The 19,458-nt window shown below is 71.5% G+C and carries 17 protein-coding genes and 1 pseudogene; 15 read left to right on the top strand and 3 right to left on the bottom strand.

Annotation, left to right across the window (positions count from 1 at the left end; all coding sequences use genetic code 11):
- Position 1: 1 nt before the first annotated feature.
- The 3 genes from glf to EV374_RS10750 are packed head-to-tail and all read right to left on the bottom strand — an operon-like array spanning position 2 to position 2,896.
- Positions 2–1,207 (bottom strand): UDP-galactopyranose mutase, encoded by a 1,206-nt coding sequence (gene glf, locus EV374_RS10760; RefSeq protein WP_132234148.1) that lies wholly within the window; start codon positions 1,205–1,207, stop codon positions 2–4.
- Positions 1,204–2,124, bottom strand: coding sequence for an aminoglycoside phosphotransferase family protein (locus EV374_RS10755; RefSeq protein ID WP_132234146.1), 921 nt, complete (start codon positions 2,122–2,124; stop codon positions 1,204–1,206). Before EV374_RS10755 ends, glf begins: the two co-directional genes overlap by 4 nt.
- The gene (locus tag EV374_RS10750) at positions 2,114–2,896 is read right to left on the bottom strand and encodes a phosphotransferase (RefSeq protein ID WP_165947750.1); all 783 of its coding nucleotides are present in this window, start codon (positions 2,894–2,896) and stop codon (positions 2,114–2,116) included. Before EV374_RS10750 ends, EV374_RS10755 begins: the two co-directional genes overlap by 11 nt.
- Before the next feature lie 911 nt (positions 2,897–3,807).
- Here EV374_RS10750 and EV374_RS10745 point away from each other — a divergent pair.
- The 15 genes and pseudogenes from EV374_RS10745 (at position 3,808) to EV374_RS10680 (ending at position 19,166) form a co-directional block, all read left to right on the top strand.
- Entirely contained in the window at positions 3,808–4,758 is a 951-nt protein-coding gene (locus tag EV374_RS10745; RefSeq protein WP_165947749.1) for a ParB/RepB/Spo0J family partition protein, read from the top strand.
- Between the two features lie 36 nt (positions 4,759–4,794).
- Positions 4,795–6,309, top strand: coding sequence for a class I adenylate-forming enzyme family protein (locus tag EV374_RS10740; RefSeq protein ID WP_132234140.1), 1,515 nt, complete (start codon positions 4,795–4,797; stop codon positions 6,307–6,309).
- A gap of 80 nt (positions 6,310–6,389) precedes the next feature.
- Positions 6,390–8,054, top strand: coding sequence for a condensation domain-containing protein (locus EV374_RS10735; RefSeq protein ID WP_132234138.1), 1,665 nt, complete (start codon positions 6,390–6,392; stop codon positions 8,052–8,054).
- 2 nt (positions 8,055–8,056) lie between these two features.
- Positions 8,057–8,323, top strand: coding sequence for an acyl carrier protein (locus EV374_RS10730; protein WP_089000851.1), 267 nt, complete (start codon positions 8,057–8,059; stop codon positions 8,321–8,323).
- 3 nt (positions 8,324–8,326) lie between these two features.
- On the top strand, positions 8,327–9,526 hold the full coding sequence (locus EV374_RS10725) for a class I adenylate-forming enzyme family protein (RefSeq protein ID WP_132234133.1): 1,200 nt from the start codon (positions 8,327–8,329) through the stop codon (positions 9,524–9,526).
- Positions 9,519–10,247 (top strand): SDR family oxidoreductase, encoded by a 729-nt coding sequence (locus EV374_RS10720; RefSeq protein ID WP_165947748.1) that lies wholly within the window; start codon positions 9,519–9,521, stop codon positions 10,245–10,247. Before EV374_RS10725 ends, EV374_RS10720 begins: the two co-directional genes overlap by 8 nt.
- On the top strand, positions 10,244–12,622 hold the full coding sequence (locus tag EV374_RS10715; protein WP_132234129.1) for a peptidase domain-containing ABC transporter: 2,379 nt from the start codon (positions 10,244–10,246) through the stop codon (positions 12,620–12,622). The genes EV374_RS10720 and EV374_RS10715 overlap by 4 nt, the downstream gene beginning before the upstream one ends.
- Positions 12,619–13,530, top strand: a complete 912-nt coding sequence (locus tag EV374_RS10710; protein WP_132234127.1) for a transglutaminase-like domain-containing protein — start codon at positions 12,619–12,621, stop codon at positions 13,528–13,530. The genes EV374_RS10715 and EV374_RS10710 overlap by 4 nt, the downstream gene beginning before the upstream one ends.
- 1 nt (position 13,531) lies before the next feature.
- Positions 13,532–13,774, top strand: a complete 243-nt coding sequence (locus EV374_RS10705) for a phosphopantetheine-binding protein (RefSeq protein ID WP_101409372.1) — start codon at positions 13,532–13,534, stop codon at positions 13,772–13,774.
- Positions 13,771–14,682: a diiron oxygenase gene (locus EV374_RS10700; protein WP_165947747.1), complete on the top strand. Its 912-nt coding sequence runs from the start codon at positions 13,771–13,773 to the stop codon at positions 14,680–14,682. Before EV374_RS10705 ends, EV374_RS10700 begins: the two co-directional genes overlap by 4 nt.
- Complete coding sequence (locus EV374_RS10695; protein ID WP_486485690.1) at positions 14,679–16,181, top strand: acyl-CoA synthetase family protein; 1,503 nt, start codon at positions 14,679–14,681, stop codon at positions 16,179–16,181. The genes EV374_RS10700 and EV374_RS10695 overlap by 4 nt, the downstream gene beginning before the upstream one ends.
- Positions 16,174–17,082, top strand: coding sequence for a thiamine pyrophosphate-dependent dehydrogenase E1 component subunit alpha (locus EV374_RS10690; protein WP_132234123.1), 909 nt, complete (start codon positions 16,174–16,176; stop codon positions 17,080–17,082). Before EV374_RS10695 ends, EV374_RS10690 begins: the two co-directional genes overlap by 8 nt.
- Positions 17,075–18,097 carry a transketolase C-terminal domain-containing protein gene (locus tag EV374_RS10685; protein WP_132234121.1) on the top strand — a complete coding sequence of 341 codons (1,023 nt, stop codon included), beginning with the start codon at positions 17,075–17,077 and terminating at the stop codon, positions 18,095–18,097. Before EV374_RS10690 ends, EV374_RS10685 begins: the two co-directional genes overlap by 8 nt.
- Positions 18,090–18,242, top strand: a pseudogene (locus EV374_RS33325) (lipoyl domain-containing protein); the annotation flags it as partial. The gene EV374_RS10685 and the pseudogene EV374_RS33325, both read left to right, overlap by 8 nt.
- 57 nt (positions 18,243–18,299) lie before the next feature.
- Positions 18,300–19,166, top strand: a complete 867-nt coding sequence (locus EV374_RS10680) for a 2-oxo acid dehydrogenase subunit E2 (protein ID WP_486485707.1) — start codon at positions 18,300–18,302, stop codon at positions 19,164–19,166.
- Positions 19,167–19,458 lie beyond the last annotated feature (292 nt).

The following is a 19,458-nucleotide window of genomic DNA, read 5'->3' as shown; positions in this document are numbered from 1 at the left end:
CCTACTCTTTGTCGTCGGTGGTCGGACCGGTGGACCCGAGCGGGCGCCGATCGCGGAAGTAGGGCACGATCCGGTTCTCGAACATCGCCAGCGCGGAACCGATCGCCATGTGCATGTCCAGGTACTGGTAGGTGCCGAGCCGTCCGCCGAAAAGCACGTTGCGCTCGACGGTCTCCTGCCGGGCCAGCATCCGGTACGTCCGCAGCGCGTCCCGGTCGCCGGCCGTGTTGATCGGGTAGTACGGCTCGTCCTGGTCGCCGGCGGAGCGCGAGTACTCCCGGACCAGCACCGTACGGTCGCTGCGGTACGACCGTTCCGGGTGCATGTGGCGGTACTCCACGTTCCGGGTGAACGGCACCGACTCCTCGGCGTAGTTGATCGTCGTGGTCCCCTGGTAGTCGCGCACCGGCGCCACCTCCCGCTCGAAGTCGAGCGTGCGCCAGCCGAGCCGACCCCCGCTGTAGCGGAAGTAGCGGTCCAGCGGCCCGGTGTAGACGACCGGCGTCCCGTCCGGAATGGCGTCGGCCAGCTCGAAGAAGTCCGTGTTCAGGCACAGGTCGATGCGCGGATCGGCCGCCATCCGCGACAGCCAGGCGGTGTACCCGTCGACCGGGAGGCCTTCGTACGTGTCGTTGAAGTACCGGTTGTTGAAGTCGAACCGGACCGGCAGCCGGGCGATGACCGACCCGGGAAGTTCCTTCGGGTCCGTCTGCCACTGCTTGGCCGTGTATCCCCGGAAGAACGCGTCGTAGAGGGGCCGTCCCACCAGTGAGATGCCCTTTTCCTCGTGGCTCGGATCAGGGGGGAGTTGACCGATCTCGGCCGCCTGTTCGGCGATCAGTGCCCGCGCCTCGTCCGGGGTGAGATAGCGGCCGAAGAATTGGCAGATCGTCGCGAGGTTGACCGGCAGGGGATACACCTGCCCCTGATAGAGGGTGAAAGCCTTGTGCCGGTATCCGGTGAACTCGGTGAAACGGTTGACGTAGGCCCAGATTCGTTCGTTCGAGGTGTGGAAGATATGGGGGCCATATCTGTGCACCTCGATTCCGGTGTCCGGGTCGACCTCCGAGTAGGCGTTGCCACCGTGATGGTCGCGCCGTTCCAGGACCAGGACCCGCTTGTCCAACTCGGCGGCGGTCCGCTCGGCGATCGTCAATCCGAACAGGCCGGATCCGACGACCACCAGGTCGTAGCCTTCGAATGTCATGTCACTGCCTCTCCGAGTAGCCGGGCCGCCGACCGGCGCTCGTCGCTGAGGCGCTGCTTCCATTCGGCCACTTCCTGCGGCTCCTTCTCGGCGAAGAGGGCGACGTAGGAAAGAGCCGTGATGATTTTGTGCAGGTGCAGCCCGGCTTCGACGTCACGTGGCGGGGTCGGATGGGTCCGGTGCGCCGCATAGGCGGTGTGGAACGCCGCCCGTTCGGTGTCGTCCGCGAAGCACCACCAGTCGAGCTTCACGAAGTCCTCCACCGGGTCACCGGGCCGGGCGAAGTCCATGTCCAGCAGCCATACGTCGCCGGCTGCGTCGACCAGCACGTTGGGCAGGTGCACATCGAGGTGGGTCAGCCGCGGAGACATCGGCGGCAGCACTTCGGTGACCAGTTCCAGCAGTTTGGCGACGAGCCGATCAAGATCGCTGGGGGTGAATATCTCCAACCTGGCTGCCCGGGCGGCGTAGCGACGGATCTTGACTGCGACCGTGTCGTGGATGCTGGTCGGCCCCTGCGCGGTGTAGGGGATGTCGTGCAGCCGGGCCAGCACCGCGCCCAGCCGTTCGAGTACCCGCCGCCGCTCCCGCCCGTCCCGGGCGGCGAAGTGGTCCTCGGCGTCCGTGCCGTCGATCCACTCCTGGACGAGGAAGGCGTGCCCGTCGCCGTCCGATCCCGAACCCAGCAGGCGCGGCACCGGCACGCCGTGCGCCAGCGCGATCTCGGTGGCCCTGCGGGCTCCCAGGAAGTCGTCCGCGGCCCGGGAGTCTTCGTTGATCTTGACCAGGTAGTCGCCGTCGGTGGTGTGTACCCGCCATCCGGTGCTGAAGATGCCCTTCGTGACCGGTGTCGCGCCCAGCGGGGCCGCCTGCGGTACCACCGAGGTCAGGATGTCGATGGCCGCGTCAGCTTGCATCGGAGCCTCCGGGGGAGTGGACGCCGTCGTACAGGTCGGTCAGCTCGGTCAGGCAGCGGTGCGCCAGCGCCGCCGAGGCGGCCCCCGGCCTGCTGCTCGCGCTCATCAGGCGGCTGAACAGGTGCAGCCGCAGGTAGAGGTCGACGGTGGGTGACCGTGGGTCGAGGCCGACCCACTCCGGCCACCGCGCCGGCGGCAGGCGCCACTCCCAGGCCAGCCGGACCAGATCCAGTTCGGGGTCGCCGAAGGTCGCCAGCTCCCAGTCGAGAAGAACCGGGCCGTGTGCGGTCAGGATGACGTTGCCGGGGTTCGGGTCGCTGTGCAGCAGGTGGGGGCGCGTGTCTTCGAGCATGTCGAGCGCGTGGTGCAGGGCCCGGCACTGCCGCGCCTGCGCGGTGAGACCCAACGTCGTCAGTGTCTCGGCGTACGAGTCGAGCCGGCCCGCCAGGAATTCGGCCCAGCTCGGTTGGTCGGGCGCGTGCAGCCGACCGAAGGCGGGTCCCGTGATCGTGTGTGCGGCCCGCAGCGCGGCGACCGATGCCCGCACGTCGAGGGCGCTGGCGGGGTCCGGTGCGCTGCCCCGCACGTACCGGATGAGGGCCGCACTGTGCCGCCCGAACGTCGCGCTGCCGATGACCGCGGGTACCGGCGCGCGTCCGCGCAGCGACGCGAGTGCCGTCACCTCGGTGTCGCGGCGCCAGGCAGCGGTGTAGAGCTTGAGCACGGCGAGGGGGCGCACCACCAGTACCCGGTTGGTCTCCCGCTCGGTCACGACCGCCGCTCCGGTCCGGTGCCCGGTGCCGGGCGAGCTGTCGTCGCGGACCCGGCGCGGGTGCCTGTCCCCGCGCTGCGGTCGGCGCACCGTCCGTCGGGCGGGCTCAGGCGCGTCCGTGCCCGCGTCGTGCGGCTCACCACGCAGCCCGTGTCGCGGGGCCGGCGGGAGTCCGCCCCCGGAGCCGGTGTCCTGGCAGGACGCCTTCTCCGGCGGCCGGTGCCCCGCGTCCTGGCGACCCTGCCGGCGACCGGGCGGGGTGGCGGTGCGCGGCGACAGTGGCCGGCAGCTTCAATTTCCGTGGCATTGCCCCGCCCGTACTAATGTGTCTCTGAAGTGTTTTGTCGAGCAAGGACGGACGGCATTTCTCGAACGTCGCGCCCGCCTTCGACCGGACACTGGCCAACGGTCTCGGGGCCTGCATAGTACCGACCGTGATGGTGATCCACAAGCATGCCCGTACCCCATTTGCGTCAGAGAGTCGCCACCCTCCGTGTTGCCCGGTCGCAATTCGACAGGGACTGCGGCGGTTTCCGCGCCGGACAATTACCGACCGTCTGCGGGGCGTTTACGCCCTGATGCCGCCGAGGTGTCCCGCCCCTGCTTGAGGCCGAACTGTCGGTACGTTCGCCGTTACCGTTCGAATTGCTGTCGGCGGTGTCTGGAAGGCGTCTGCCTGCGGTTGTAGCATGGCCGCCACGGGTATTTCGTGACGGACGGGTAATGGTGGCGGCGGCTAAATCGTCGGGTAAGTGCGACCGTGCGTTGTCGCAGGCGCACGGGCGATCAGCGTCAGCGCAGCCATTCTGACTGTGGCGACTTGGCGCGAGGGACGAATGAAGAGACGACCGGATAGCGACTCCACCGCGCAGCCCGCTCACGCGGGGGAGGCAGCGGCTCCGGAGGTCGACGTGGCCGACGTGCGCTCGTTGCGGGTCGGCTTCTCCCCGAGACTGGACGGGATCAGCGCGAGACACGTCACGACCCTCGTCGAGTTGACCGCCGAGCTGCCTCCGATCGTCGTCCAGCGGTCCTCGTTGCGGGTGGTGGACGGCATGCACCGGCTACGGGCCGCGCGTGTGCGGGGTGACCGCCACGTGCCGGTCGTCTACTTCGACGGCTCCGACGCGGACGCCTTCGTGGCCGCGGTGCAGTTGAACCTCGAGGACGGCCTGCCGCTGAGCGCCCGGGACCGGCTGGCGGCTGCCAAGCGGATCCTCGCCTCGCACCCCCAGTGGTCCGACCGCCGGATAGCGGCGGTGTGCGGCGTCGCTGCCAAGACCGTCGCCGGCCTGCGGCGGCGTTCGCTGGACACGGGCCACCACCAGGACGTCCGGATCGGCCGGGACGGGCGCCGGCACCCGGTCTCGACGGAAGAGGGCCGGCGGTTGGCCGAGGCGATCGTGCGTCGCGAGCCTGATGCCAGCCTGCGCGAGGTGGCGCGTCGGTCAGGCATCTCGGTCGGGACGGCCTTCGACGTCCGCCGCAAGGCGCTCGGCGGCGGCGCCTGTGTCCCGGCCGGGCAGAAGGCCCCGGCGCCGCCGCTCGCCGAGTTGGCAGCCGTCTCGTCCCCCGACGGGCTGCCGGTGACGGATCAGGATCTCGCCGCCAACATCCGGCTACAGCTGGAGCGGCTCCGCCAGGATCCCGCGCTGCGCTACACGGACCACGGCAAGGCCCTGCTCCGGCTGCTCACCGGGACGCTCGCCTTCATCTCGCAGTCGTCGAACACCGCTGGCAACGTTCCCGCGCACTGCCACGAGTCGCTTCGGGCTGTCGCCCAGGCCTGCGCGGGGGGCTGGTACCAATTCAGCCAGATGCTGCCCGAGGAACGCAGGCGGCACCGGACGGTCGGGCGTTGAGCCTCGCCGCCAGGGGCAGCTCAGCCCGGTCCTGACATGCGGATCCACACCCTGCTGGACGCCGCCGCGCGACGGCATCCCCAGCGCGCCGCGGTCGTCGACCGGAGTCACCGGTGGAGCTACCAGGAACTCCGGCAGCGAAGCGTCAACCTGGCCGGTCGGTTCCGCGCACTGGGCCTGCTGCCGGGGGACCGGATCGCCGTGCGGTCCGGCGGCGCCGGCTTCGCCGCGATCCTGTTCGCGGCGTCGTACGCGGACCTGACGCTGGCGCCGCTGTCGGCCGCGATGCGCCCGTTCCAGCTTCGGGCGGTACTCGCCGACATCGAACCAGCCCTCGTGGTCGGGATCGACCCCGCAGCGGTCGAGGTGCCCGCCCGCACCTGGTCGTCGGCACGGTTCGGGGAGATCCTGGAGACGCTCGACGCGCCGGTCGGGGACGCGGGCCAGCCCGACGCCAGCTGTGCCGACGGTGACTCTGCGGTGCCCGCCCTGCTGATGTACACGTCGGGCAGCAGCGCGCGGCCCAAGGGGGTGGTCTGTCCGCACGACAGCGTCCTCTTCGCGACCCGGGCGATCGGACAGGTCCTCGGCTACCGACCGGACGACGTCGTCCTCTCCTGCGTGCCGCCCTCGTTCGACTACGGGCTCTACCAGCTCCTGCTCGCCACCGCCGCGGGCTCGCGGTGGGAGGCACTCGAGGCAGGGGAGGGGATCGCCCTCCTCGAACGGATGACCCGCGCGGGGGCCACCATCGTGCCCGTCGTGCCGGAGATCGCCACCGCGTTGCTCCGGCTGGCGGCCAGGACGGCGCTCCCGGTGCCGCGGTCGGTCCGGATGTTCACGAACACCGGCGCCCGGATGCCGCCACGGCTCGCGGACGGGCTGCGCGACGCGTTCCCGGGCGCGGCCGTGGTGCAGATGTACGGACTGACCGAATGCAAGCGGGCCACGATCCTGGAGCCGGACGGCGACCTGGAACGCCCAGGGTCCGTCGGGCGCGCGATCCCCGGCACCGTCGTACGCGTCGTCGACCGCCAGGGCCGACCACTACCCGTTGGCGAGGTCGGCGAGGTCGTCGTCGAGGGCGCGAACGTCATGGCCGGATACTGGCGCGACCGGCAGCTGAGCGCCGCCACCTTCCGGGCGACCGCGGCTGGCCGGCGGCTGCACACGGGCGACCGCGGCCACCTGGACGTCGACGGCCACCTGTATCTGCACGGTCGTGGCGACGACGTCTTCAAGCACCGGGGCGTGCGGTCGAGCACCGCCGAGATCGAAGCGGCGGCCATGGACGTCGACGGCGTCGACGGGGCCGCCGCCGTCGCGCCGGACGACGCGAACCCGCTCACCGTCGTGGTGGCCACCGTCCTGCCGGAGAACGTCGTGCTGGCGGAGCTGGCGCGCCGCCTCGAACCGGCCAAGACGCCGGAGCGTTGCGTCGTGGTCCACGCGCTGCCGCTCACCCCGCACGGGAAGGTGGACCGTCAACAGATCCGCGCGATCGCGCGTTCGCACCCACCGCCGACCCCCGTTCAAGTGCGGATTCCTTGACGGTGTCGGGGGAGTTGCTAATCTGCCGATCTTGAATCTGGCCTCCGGTAGGTGACCACTGCTGCTGGGATGAGGACCGTATGTCGTCGCGACCCACCCGCCCTGAGGCGGCCGATCTCGACGCCGCTGTCCATCCCCTGCTGCCGGGCCAGTTCGCGCACCACCGCGCCCGCTCGGGGACGCCGGAGCAGGGCGCGGCAGTCTGGATGTCCTACCAGGTCACCGGCCCGCTGGACGTCGCCGCGTTCGTCGGCGCGGTGCGCTCGACGGTCGCCCGGCACGCGGCGCTGCGGATCGGTGTCACGACGCTCGACGGCGAACCCGTCCAGTGGGTCCGGCCGATGCCCGACGACCGCCGGCTCGTGGCGATGACCCAGGTCACGGCGAACGACACCGAGCAGTTCGCCCGGTACGTGCGCTCCGTCCTGGCGACGGACCTCCGGCGCCCCTTCGACCTCGCGGTCGAGTACCCGTTCGTGCTGCGGTTGCTGCGGTTCACTCCGACTCTGCACGCCGTGCTCGGGGTGTTCTCCGACTACGCCGTCGACGCCACCGCCCGGATGATCGTCGTACGCGACCTGTGGGGCGCCTACTTCGGCGGCGGGACCGACGCCGACCCGGTGGACGCCGACTACCTCGCCGCGGTGACCGGCCAGGCCGCCGCCGCCGACTCGGCGCGCGCCCAGGCGGTGTCCGCGTACTGGCGGCAGCGTGGCCCGTGGCTGCCGCCCCGGTGCCAGTTCCTTCCGGGGCTCGGCGGGCCGTCCGCGACCGTCGTCCACACCGAGCTGCTGACCCTGGTCGAGGACGAGTGGAAGGACGTGCGCGAGCGCTGGCAGGCCGCCGGCTTCAGCACCGTCCAGTGGCTCCTCACGTTGTTCGCGGCCGCCGTGTTCCAACTGACGCCGCAGGACCGCCTCGTCGTCTCGATGAAGCTGAACGGCAGGCGTCACGCCGACCAGGGCGTCGTCGGCATGTTCGACGTCGTCGTGCCGGTCGTGCTGGACCGGCCGGACCGGCCCGCCGACCTGCTGGTGCAGGTGCGGCGGGAGCTGTTGTCGGCGACCTCGCGCCGCACCGTCACGCGGCAGGCGTTGGACGACATGTGGGCGACAGCGGTCCGCCGCCTGGGCCGTCCGGTCCACGACACCCTGTCGATGACGTACCTGGAGGACACCGCCGACCGCGACGACGCCGACGGCGGCGCGGTCGCCATCGAGCGCGGCGCGTACACCCCGACGTGGGTCAGGACCGCCGACGGCCTGCGGATCGCCGCGAACGAGCGGCCCAACGGGCTGGGCGTCCGGCTGACCGTCGACGGCGAGACCATGTCGCAGGCCACCTTCACCAGGTTCGTCGCCGCCTTCCGCGCACTGCTGGCCGGAGACGACCCGGTCAGCGCCGCGCCGGCGACGGAGAGCGGCCCCGGGCTCACACCACTTCGCGCACCCGACGGTGCGGTCGTGCTGGTCGTCGACCTGGCCGAGGTGACCTCGGTCCTCGACTCGCACCCCGCGGTCGCCTCCGCCAGGGTCTCGGTGGAGGTCGCCGAGGACGGCGGATCGCGGCTCGCCGCCGAGGTGACGACCGCCGACGCCGCGGTCACTGCGGACGATCTCGCCAGCCACGTCCGTTCGCACGTCGCCGGCCGGCCGTTCCTGGCGGTCCCGGTGCGCATCGCGGTGGTGTCCGACACCGCCGCCGACGAACGGTCCGAGGAGCTATTCATGGATGGAGTTGGTTGAGCGTGGAGAGTGTCCACGTCGACACGGTGATCGACGAGGAAACCCTTGACGCGGTGGCGAAGCGGGTGCTCACCGTGCCGCCGGTCGGCGACGCGCCGCGCTACACCGGCGCGATGCAGCTGGCCGAGCTGGAGATCGACAGCCTCGTCGTCGCGGAGCTCATCGTCGAGTTCGAGCAGGAGCTGGGTGTACTGCTGGACGTCGTCGCCGTCGACCGGATGGAGACGCTAGCGGACCTCTGCCGGGCGCTGCAGCCGGCAGCAGGCTGAGCCATGCCCGTGACTACCCATGCCGATCCGCTGGCGCAGCGGATCGTCCGGCTGCGAGAGGCGGTCGCGGCGACCGGCCTGCGCCACCTCGCGGTCGAGGTGGCCTCCGGGCCGGACCTCGTGGTCGCACTGCGTGCGCTCCGTCCGCTCGACGCGTCCGTGGCCGTGGTGGGTCCGACCGTCACCGCGTCGGCGCTGGCGGAGCTGCGCCCGCAGGCCGTGCTGAACGTCGCCAGCGGGCGGATCCGGCCCACCGAGGACGGCGGCCGGCCCTCCGGTGCGGGGCAGGGCGGGCTGTGGATCTTCTCGTCGGGCACCACGGGCACCCCGACCCCGACCTACTGGCCCTGGCCGGAGCTGACCCGAGGCGCCGACTGGGACACCGCGCACCGTGACGAGAGGTGGGGGATCGGCTACGCACCCTTCACCTACGCCGGGGTGGAGGCCGTGAGCCAGGCGTTGGGCAGGGCTGCCAGCATCGACTTCCTCACGCCGACCGACCTGGCCGCCGGGACGGGCGCGCGCTACGACGTCGTCGCCGGCACCCCGTCGTTCTGGCGGATGGCGGCGCTGCACCGGGGGACCGACGAGGCCCGACCGCGGGTGCACACCGTATCGATGGGCGGCGAGCCGGTGGACGCCCAGCTGCTACGCCTGATCGAGTCGGCGTTCGCGCCGCAACGCGTCCTGCAGTTCTACGCCAGCACCGAGCTGGGCCGGATCGCCACCGTCTCCGACGGGCTTCCGGGCCTGCCGCTCTCCGTCCTCGACGGGTACGGGCCCACCGGGAAGGCGCTGACGGTACGTGACGGCGAGCTGCTCCTGTCCCCGGCGCCCGGCGCACCGTACCTGCCGACCGGGGACGCGGCGGCGATCCACGGTGGGCGCCTGCACATCCTCGGGCGACGCGGCGAGGTCATCAACGTGGGCGGCGTGAAGGTCGTGCCCGGCCACGTGGCCCGGCTGCTGCGGGAACTCCCGGACGTCGTCGCGGTCCGCGTCTACCCGGTGCGCAGCAGCGTGCTCGGCGCCGTCGTCGGCGCCGACGTCGTCACGCCGCCGGGCGCCGACCGTGACCTGGTCGTGCAGCGGGTCAAGGCGCATGCCCGCCGCGTACTGGCCCCGGCGGAACAACCGCGTCGCGTCAACGTCGTCGACCAGCTTCCGATGGCACCGTCCGGAAAGGCGGCCCGCGGTGAGTGAGGCGCTCGGGACGGTCTTCGTCACCGGCGGTACCCGGGGCATCGGGCTGGCTGTCACCCGGCAGCTGCTGACCGTCGGTTACCGGGTGGTCGCCGTGGCACGGACCGCTCCCAGCGAGTTCGCGGCCCTGCGGGAGTCCGTCGGTGACCCGCTGACGTTCGTCGCCGCCGACCTCACCCGCGGCGACGATCGGCTCGCGGTGGCCAACCGGCTCCGGGAGTGCGCCGATCTCCACGGTCTGGTCAACAACGCGGGGGTGGCGAGCGCGGCTCTGCACGTGGCCGCCGCACGGTCGGACATGACCCGGATGTGGCAGCTCAACGTCGAGGTCCCGATGTCCCTGTCCCAGGCGGCGGTCAAGGCGATGTACCGCCGTGGCGGGCGCATCGTCAACATCACCTCGATCGCGGCCCATCGGACCTTCCGCGGGCTCGGCGCGTACACCGCGACCAAGTGCGCTCTGGAAGGGTTCTCGAGGGTGCTCGCCGCCGAGGTCGGCAGCCGGGGCATCACGGTCAACTGCGTCGCTCCGGGCTTCATCGACACCGCCATGACCGCATCGATCGAGGACGGCCTGCGCGCCGCGATCAACCGACGGAACATGCTCAACCGGGCCGCCACCGTCGCCGACGTGGCGCGGTCGGTGGAGTTCCTGCTCTCACCCGCCGCGGAGGCCATCACCGCGCAGGTGCTCCGGGTCGACTCGGGCAGCGGCGGATGAGCACGCTGGACAAGACGGGGCAGGCGGAACAGGCCCCCCGGCCGCCCGAGGCGACGAGCCTACCGACGGAGTTCACCGACCGACGGCAGCGCTTCCGGCGCGAGGCGCTGCGTCACCACGGCGTCAACCGGGATGCCGGCGACGCGGTGGAGCTCGGCTGGCGGGCGCTACCCGGCCTGGCCGCGTTGCGCGGCCTGCGGTGGCGCAACGTGCGGGCCGCGCTGCGGGTCTCGCGCACCCGGGTTCCGGTCGTGCTCCAGTCGCAGATGAGCGAGTGTGGGGCCGCCGCGCTGGCGATGGTCCTCGCCTACTTCGGCCAACCGGTCCCCCTCGACGAGCTGCGCACCGAGACCAACACGGGCCGGGACGGGGTCGCGGCCCGCGCGATGCTCGGTGCCGCGCGGCGGCGCGGCCTGGTCGCGCGCGGGGTGCGGGTCTCCATCGAAGGGCTGCGCAACCTCCCCCCGGCGACCATCCTCTTCTGGAACTTCATCCACTTCGTCGTGTTGGAGCGGGTGACCGACAACCACCTGTACATCGTCGATCCGGCCTTCGGCCGGCGTAAGGTCAGCCTGGCCGAGGCCGGCAAGGCGTTCACCGGTGTGGCGCTGGAGTTCCATCCACCGGTCGGCGCCACGACGTCGCGGCGCGGGGCCGACGCCCGGAACCTCGGCGCCAGCCGCCTGCCGTACCTGTCGAAGTTCTTCCCGCGCACGGCCGCCTGGGTTCCCCTCGCGCTGACCTCGGTCGCGCTGACCCTGTGCGGCCTGGCGGTGCCTGCCGCCTCCACCTACGTCGTGCACCGGGCGAGCCAGCCCGGCGAACCGGTCAGCGCCTGGCTGCTGTTCGGCGCGGCGGTCGTGCTGTTCGGGATGTACTTCTGGATGCAGACCGTCCGTCGGCTGGCCCTGCTGTCCGTGCAGACCCTCGCCGACAAGTCGGTGACCCTCGGAGCGGTCCATCACCTCGTCGCCCTGCCGTTCGACTACTTCGCCCAGCGCCACACCGGTGACCTCTCCATGCGGGTCCGCACCAGCAACGCGGTCCGTCAGATCCTGACGGGATCCGCGCTGTCGGCCGTGCTCGACGGGGTGCTGGTGCTCGTGTACGGCGGGCTCATCGTCGTCGCGGACCGGCGCCTCGGCGCGCTGGTGCTCACCCTCGCCGTCGCCCAGCTCGCTCTGCTCGCGTTCAGCTGGCGCAAGCAGGAATACCTGACCGCGGCGCTGTTGGAGGCGCAGGCGAAGAGCCACACCGAGCTGTTCCAGCTGCTGGACAGCGTGCCGACGCTGAAGGCCTCCGGGCTGGAGGGCGCCGCGGCGGAGACCTGGAGCCACACGTTCGTCGCCGAGGTGAACGCCAGGACCCGCAGCCGGCGGTTCCTCGGCGTGTGCGAGGCCGCCAGCACCGCGATCCAGTTCCTCGCTCCGCTCGCCGTGCTCGCCGCCGGTCTGGTCCTGCTCGGTCGCGGCGAGATCTCCCTGTCCCGGGTGGTGGGCTTCTCCGCCCTGGCCATGGGAATGTTCGTACCGCTGGCGAGTCTGGTGCAGACCGGGCTGGAGGTCGCCGGCCTGAGGGCCACGTTGACCCGGCTCGCCGACATCCTGGACGCGCGCCCGGAGGCCGGCCCGGACGCGGTGGCGCCGTCCCGCGTCACCGGCGCCATCACGCTCGACGACGTGCGGTTCGCCTACCCGGGCGCGCGGACGCCGGCGCTCGTGGACGTCAACGCACAGATCGAGCCCGGGCAGTTCACCCTCATCCTCGGTGAGTCCGGCTCCGGCAAGTCGACGCTCGCCATGCTGCTGGCGGGGCTCTACCTGCCCAGCGCCGGCACGGTGTCCCTCGACGGCACGCCGACCGACCAGCTGGACCGGCCGGCGGCGCGGCGGTCGATGGCGTACGTCCGGCAGGACGCCCGGCTGTTCAGCGGGACCATCCGGGAGAACATCGCGCTCGGCCGGCCGGAGTGCTCCCTGGAGGACGTCATCGCCGCCGCCCGGCTGGCCGAGGTCCACGACGACATCGACGCGATGCCGATGCGGTACGAGACGCTGCTCGGCAGCTCCGGGGCGGGCCTGTCCGGTGGGCAGATCCAACGCATCTCCCTGGCGCGGGCCCTGCTGCGGAACTCCGAGCTGCTGATCCTCGACGAGGCGACCAGCGCCCTCGACCGGCTGACGGAGGACCGCATCATGGCCAACCTGCGCCGGACCGGGCGCTCCCTGGTGGTCGTCGCCCACCGGCTCTCCCATCCCGAGGCCGCCGACCAGATCCTGGTCATGAGCGACGGCAGGCTCGTCCAGCGTGGCCGCCACGAGGACCTGATGGCCGAGGACGGTCTGTACCGGCGCCTCGTGGGAGGTGCCTCGTGACAGCCGGGCGTTGGCTCGACCGGCAGGCGCTCGACGCCCTGCTGCCGCTGATCCTGCAGGTGCCGCACTCGCATCGGCGCTTCGAGATGGACGCCGCCGCGGCCGCCGCCGAGTACCAGATCGACGGGCCGGGTCTCGAACTCCTCGTCGCCGCCGGTCTGCCCTCGGCGGTCGGCGCGGACGGCCTCCTGTTCGACGCCACCGACCTGCGCAACGTCTCGGTGCACCTGGACCCGCGCTCGCGCGGGCGCAAGGTCCTCTCCTGGTGGATCCGCGAGCTGGGGCGCCCGACCGCCCACGCCCGCTACCGGATGGACTACGTGGCGCAGTGCCCGGAGCCCGGGTACGACGAGCCGTGCCGGTGGCGCCTCGCGGTGCCGGACGACGCCTGGCACGAGACGACGTCGGCACCGGACCGGGGCGGCGTGCTGCACTCGGTGACGTTCGACCGGCCGCGGACCTGGCCGGAACTGCCGACGGCGGTGCTCGACCTGCTGGCGGAGACCCGGCACATCCGGTTCCTCTGGCTGCCGGAGACGTTGCGCGCCGACAGCGCCTTCGTTCGTGACACCGGCATCGGCGACTGCGTCGGCGTGGCCCACCTGCTGGTCGAGGAGGCCCGCAGGCGGGGACTGACCGCGCGGTTCTCCTTCGGCAGGTCCCTGACCCCACCGATCTCCGCATCGCACTCGTGGGCGGAGTTCCAGGTCGACGGGGTCTGGGTCCCGGTCGACCCGGTGCTCCTGGACGCCCTGGGGCAGTGGGGCATGGCCGGGCCGGAGTGGCGCCGCGACCGCTCGCTCGGTGCCATTCTCGGCCGCGTCGGACCCAGCTGGCGCGACCTGGTGACGCACGCCGGTCAGCCGGTTTTCGCGAGATTCCCAACCTACCGCGACACGGGAGGGTGACATGGTGGATTGGCCACCCGCCTTTGAACCACTCATTCGGGAGCGCAGTCGGCTGCTCAGTGCCGACTCGCCCCTGGAGCCTGACCAGAGCCTGACCGAGCTCGGTGTCGACTCGCTGGAAGTTGTCGAGTTGATCGTCAACCTGGAGACCGAGTTCGACATCGAGATCCCACCCGAGCTGTTGCAGCCGGAGGTCTTCGCGACTCCGGGCACCATCTGGAACGCGGTCAGGAGCCTGATGTGACCGGCCCCGTCGAGGAGAGACACGCGGACGTGCACCAGTCGTGGGAGCGGCTCACCACGGTCGCCGCCAGGTTGAGCGACCAGGCGCGGGACCAGCGCTACCACGTCTTCGACATCTTCGACTGGCCGGCGGAACTGCCGACGGACCAGTTCTGGATGAGCCCGGAGCTGACGACGTGTCACGGCACCGCGGTGTGGGACCGGCTGTCGGACGCCGAACGGGTGCGCCTGACCCAGGCCGAGGCGGTGAACTTCTTCAGTCTCAACGTCCACCTCATCCGTGAGCTGATCGGCGAGGTGGCCGGGCGGATCTACGACACGCGGTACCCGGGCCTGTCGGAGTTCTTCCACGACTTCATCCACGAAGAGAACGAACACATGTGGTTCTTCGCCCAGTTCTGCCAGCGGTACGGGGGGAAGGTCTACAAGACCAAACGCGTCGCCGGCACCGCGATCGAAGGTGGCCCCGCCATCCGTGACCTCGTCATCTTCGGTCGCATCCTCATCGCGGAGGAGCTGTGCGACTACTACAACGCGAAGATGGCGACCGACGGCCGGCTGCCGCACATCGCGCAGCAGATCAACGCCGTGCACCACCAGGACGAGTCGCGGCACATCGCGTTCGGCCGGCAGATGATGCGGGCGCTGTACGAGGAGGCGAAGCAGAGCGCGACGCCGGAGGAGTTGGCGGGAGCCGGGACGTACCTGGCCCGCTACGTCAGCTCGTGCCTGCGGGCGTTCTACCACCCCGAGGTGTACGCGGACGCCGCCCTTCCCGGGGCCCGGCGGATCCGCGCCGAGGTGCTCGGCGACCAGTACCGTCAGGAGTTCCACCGGAGCGTGATGCACAAGACCACCCGCTTCTTCGACCGGTTGGGGCTCTTCACGGAAGACGCGGTGGCCTGGTGACCGGTCAGCTGCCGCAACGTCTGCTGCACGAGTGGTTCATCGCCGGCCTGGCGACGGCGCCGGACCGGGTCGCGTTGCGGATCGGCCGCCAGGAGTGGACGTACACGGAGCTGGACCAGGTGGCCCGGCGCTGGGCCGGCGGGCTGGTCGCGTGCGGGGCGCGGACCGTCGGCATCCTCGCGGTGCGCAGCATCGAGTCGTACGCCGGGCTCCTCGCCACGCTCTACGCCGGCGCGACGGCGGTGCCGCTCAGCCCGGGCTTCCCCGCCGCGCGTACCTGCCGGATGGCGGCGCAGGCCGGCGTGGACACGCTGATCGTCGACCGGTCGGGGGCGGCGGCGCTCACGCACCTCACGGCGGCCCTGCCCGGCCTCGCCGTGGCGACGCAGGCCGCGACGCCGCTGGACGCCCTGCCCCGGGCCGGCTACGACGACGTGGCGTACGTGCTGTTCACCTCGGGCTCCACCGGCCGCCCCAAGGGCGCGGCGATCACGCACGCCAACATGGACAGCTTCCTGCGGTACAACCTCGACCGCTACGACCTCGGCCCGGGCGACGTGTGCTCGCAGACCTTCGACCAGACCTTCGACCTGGCGATGTTCGACCTCTTCGTGGCCTGGGGCGCGGGTGCCACCGTGGTGTCCACACCGCCGCAGGTGTTCACCGCGCTGCCGGAGTTCCTGGCCGCCGAGCGGGTGACGTTCTGGTTCTCCGTGCCCAGCGCCATCGCTCTGGTGCGGCGCCGGGGCGGGCTGACCCCCGGCTCGATGCCGACGCTGCGGTGGAGCCTCTTCTGCGGTGAGGCGCTGCGCATGACGGATGCGCAGGACTGGCAGCGGGCGGCGGCCGGATCGGTGGTGGAGAACCTGTACGGCCCGACCGAGCTGACCATCGCCTGCTCCGCGCACCGGTTGTCCGAGGACTCCGCCGACCTCGCCGTGCACGGGGTCGTCCCCATCGGCGCGCCGTACCCGCATCTCAGGTACCGCATCGTCGAGGACGGTGTCGACGGCACCGAGGGCGAGCTGTGCGTGACCGGGCAGCAGATGTTCCCCGGGTATCTCGATCCGGCCGACGACGAGGGGCGCTTCCACGACGGCGACCCGGTGCGCTGGTACCGCACCGGCGACCGGGTCCGGGAGTGTGCCGGCGGTGAACTCGTCTATCTCGGTCGGGTCGACCGGCAGGTGAAGGTCCGCGGCTACCGGGTCGAGCTGGACGAGCTGGAGTGGCACGTCGGGCAGTTGCCGGGGGTGGAACGGGCCGTCGCGGTGGCGTTCGAGGCGGCCGGGCGGACGGAGCTGGCGGTGTTCTACGTCGGCACCCCGGGCGTGGACATCCGTCGCCCGATGTCCTCGATCCTGCCGGGATACATGGTGCCGCTGCTGTGCCGCGACATCGACGCCTTCCCGCACACGGCGAACGGCAAGATCGACCGTGGGGTGCTCGCCGCACGGGCCCGGGACCTCGTGTCCGGCGGACAGGTCACCCATGCGTGAGAGCCGGCTGCGCCCGCTGGCCGACTCCACCCTCGGGGCGATGCTGTCCATCCGACGCTTCGAGTACGCGGTCCTCGACCTGCTCGGCCGGGGACTGATCCCGGGCACCAGCCACACCTGCCTCGGCCAGGAGTACGTCCCGGTCGTGGTCGAGTCCCTGCTGCGCCACGACGACGAGGTGTTCAGCAACCACCGGGGACACGGCCACTACCTGGCGCGGTACGACGATCCGGTGGGCCTGCTCGCCGAGCTCGCCGGCCGTGCGGGCGCGTTGTGCGGCGGGATGGGCGGTTCGCAGCACATCCGTCGCCCGGGCTTCATGTCCACCGGCATCCAGGGGCAACTGGTGCCGGTCGCGGTGGGCACCGCCTTCGACATGCGGCGCACCGGAACGGACTCGATCTCCGTGGCGTACGTCGGGGACGGCACCTGGGGCGAGGGGGTGGTGTACGAGGCGCTCAACCTCGCCGCGCTGTGGCGGGTGCCGATGGTCGTCGTCGTCGAACACAACGGGATCGCCCAGTCCACCCCGACCTCGGCACAGATGGCCGGTAGCGTCGCCGACCGCTGTGCCGCCTTCGGCATCCGTCACGTCGAGGTGACCGGGATCGACGTCGACGTCATCCGGGCCAGTCTGGCGCCGCTCGTCGCCGCCGTACGTCACGACGGGTCTCCGCTGGTGGTCGAGTTCGACACGGTGCGGCTCGGCCCGCACAGCAAGGGCGACGACACCCGCACGTCGGCGGAGCTCGAGGCCCTCGCCGGGCGTGACTGGTACCCGCACTACCGCGCGGCGTTCCCGGAGCAGGTCGACCGCCTGGACGCGGCGGCGACCGGGAGGATCCGCGCCGTGGTCGAGTCGGTCCTCGCCCGACCGCTGATCGGTGCCGGTCATGGCTGAGCCGGTGGCCGAGCGGGTCGGGGAGGGCCTCAACCGTGCCCTGGCGGCCCTGCTCGCGGAGAGGCCCGATCTCCATCTGGTCGGCGAGGACATGGCCGACCCGTACGGCGGCGCCTTCGGCGTCACCCGCGGCCTGTCCACCGGGTATCCCGAACGGGTCCTCAGCACCCCGATCAGCGAGCAGGCGATCGTGGGCTTCGCGGTCGGCCTGGCCCTGCGGGGCCGGGAGGCGGTGGTCGAGGTGATGTTCTCCGACTTCGCCACCCTGTGCTTCGACCAGATCGTCAACCTCGCCAGCAAGGCCGTCACCATGTACGGCGAACCGGTGCGGATGCCGCTGGTGGTCCGGTGCCCGACGGGGGGCAACCGCGGATACGGGCCCACCCACAGCCAGAGCCTGCAGAAGCACTTCGTGGGCGTGCCCAACCTCGCCGTGCACGAGCTGAGCCCGGTGCACGACGCGCACGCCACACTGGCCCGGATCCTCGACTCGGGGGCTCCCGCGATGTACTTCGAGGACAAGGTGCTCTACGGCCGTCGACGGTTCGGTGCGGCGGCCGGGGACGAGCTGTTCCACTGCGAGCGGATCGGCGGCGCCTGCGACTTCGCCGTGCTGGGCGTACGCGGGGTCGACCGGGCCGACGTCGTGGTCATCGCACCGGGCGGCCTCACCGACAGGGTGCTCGGCGGGATGCGGGGTGCCTATCTGGGTGACGAGATCGCGGTGCGTGCGGTGGTGCCGTCGCGGCTCTACCCGTTCGACCCCGCGCCGCTGGCTGCTCTCATCGCCGGGGCCGGACGGGTGGTGGTCGTCGAGGACGCGACGGCCGGCGGGACGTGGGGGGCCGAGGTGGCGCACACCATCCACCAGCAGATGTGGGACCTGCTGTCCCAGCCCGTCCGGCTGCTCCACGCGCCGCCGAGCACCATCCCCGCCGCACCCCACCTCGAGCGCGCGGTGCTGGTCCAGGCGGACGACATCCGCGCCGTGGTGACGGCGGTCGCCGGTGGGTGACATCCGGCTGCCGCGGCTCAACGCGACCGACGAGGAGTACACGCTGATCGAGTGGCTCGTCGGCGACGGGGCGCCGGTCGAGGCGGGCACCGCGGTAGCTCTCGTGGAGACCTCCAAGGCGGCGCACGAACTCGTCGCGGACGACGCCGGCGTCCTGTGGCAGCGGACGCCCGCACCGTCGACCTGCCGCCCCGGGGAGGTGGTGGCGACCGTCGGCGGGGACGACCGCCCGGCGCCGGTGCGGCAGGCCGCCGATCCGGATGCGATCACCATCACCGAGCCGGCCCGGCGGCTGATGGCCGAACACGGTGTGGCGGAGGCGGCCGTACGGTCGATCGGCAAGCCGGTCATCGCGCGGTCGGACATCGAACAGCTGGTCGCCGGGCAGGCACCGCCGGCCACGACCGAGCGGGTGACCGTGTCCGCGGCCCAGCGACGGGTCGCCCGTACGGTGTCCACCTCGCACCGCGAGATCCCCGCCGCGTACACGGTCGTCAAGGTGGTCGCCGATCGACTGAAACGACGCCTGCGTGACGAGGCGGCGACCATCGGATTCGTCGGCGTCCCGGAGCTGGTGGTCGAGGCGATCGCGGCGCGGCGGGCGGAGTTCCCGCTGTGCTTCGCGCGAGCGGAGGGCGATCAGGCGGCGACGGTCCGGCCGGGAGCGCACGTCGGTGTCACCATCGACGTCGGGAGGGGCCTCTACCTGCCGGTCGTCGCCGACGCCGACACCCGGCCGCTGCGGGACGTCGCCGCCGACCTGTTGCGGTTCCGTCGCGCCGCCGTGCGCGGGGAATTCGCCGAGGCTGATCTGGCCGGGTCGAACATCGCGCTCACGATACATACGGACGCGGACGTCGTGCATGCGCAGCCGCTCATCTTCCCGGAACACACATGCGCGGTCTCTCTTGCCTCGATGCAACGCGAGTTGGTGCTTCAGAATGATGGTTCGGTCACCACCAGTGACTATTTCCATCTGGGTTTGGCATACGACCATCGTTTTGTCAATGGTCGGTTGGCGGCGGCGTTCCTGCGCGCGGTCAAGGCCGATCTGGAGGCGGGTCGATAGGCCCTCGACAGTTGTCAGTTGAACGCGACGAACGCGACATCACCCGTGGACATGACGGAGGTATCCTATGGCCCCCAGCCCGCTATGGAAGGGCTGTCGATCCGTGTGGAACCTGCGGACTTGAGCCCCGCCGCCGCGGCTTGCGGATCGAACCCGTCGGGTGGAGGCGGACCGATGATGCGGAAAGGGGGTGAATCGTAATGACGGAGGTAGAGTTCGAGGCTGTCGACATCCGTGAGATGGCCGACGACGAGCTGGACGATGTCGTCGGCGGCCCGTTCGCCTGCCAGCT

Source organism: Micromonospora sp. CNZ303, assembly GCF_004345505.1.
Note: the sequence above shows the minus strand (reverse complement) of the source record. Positions and strands in the feature narration are given on the sequence as shown.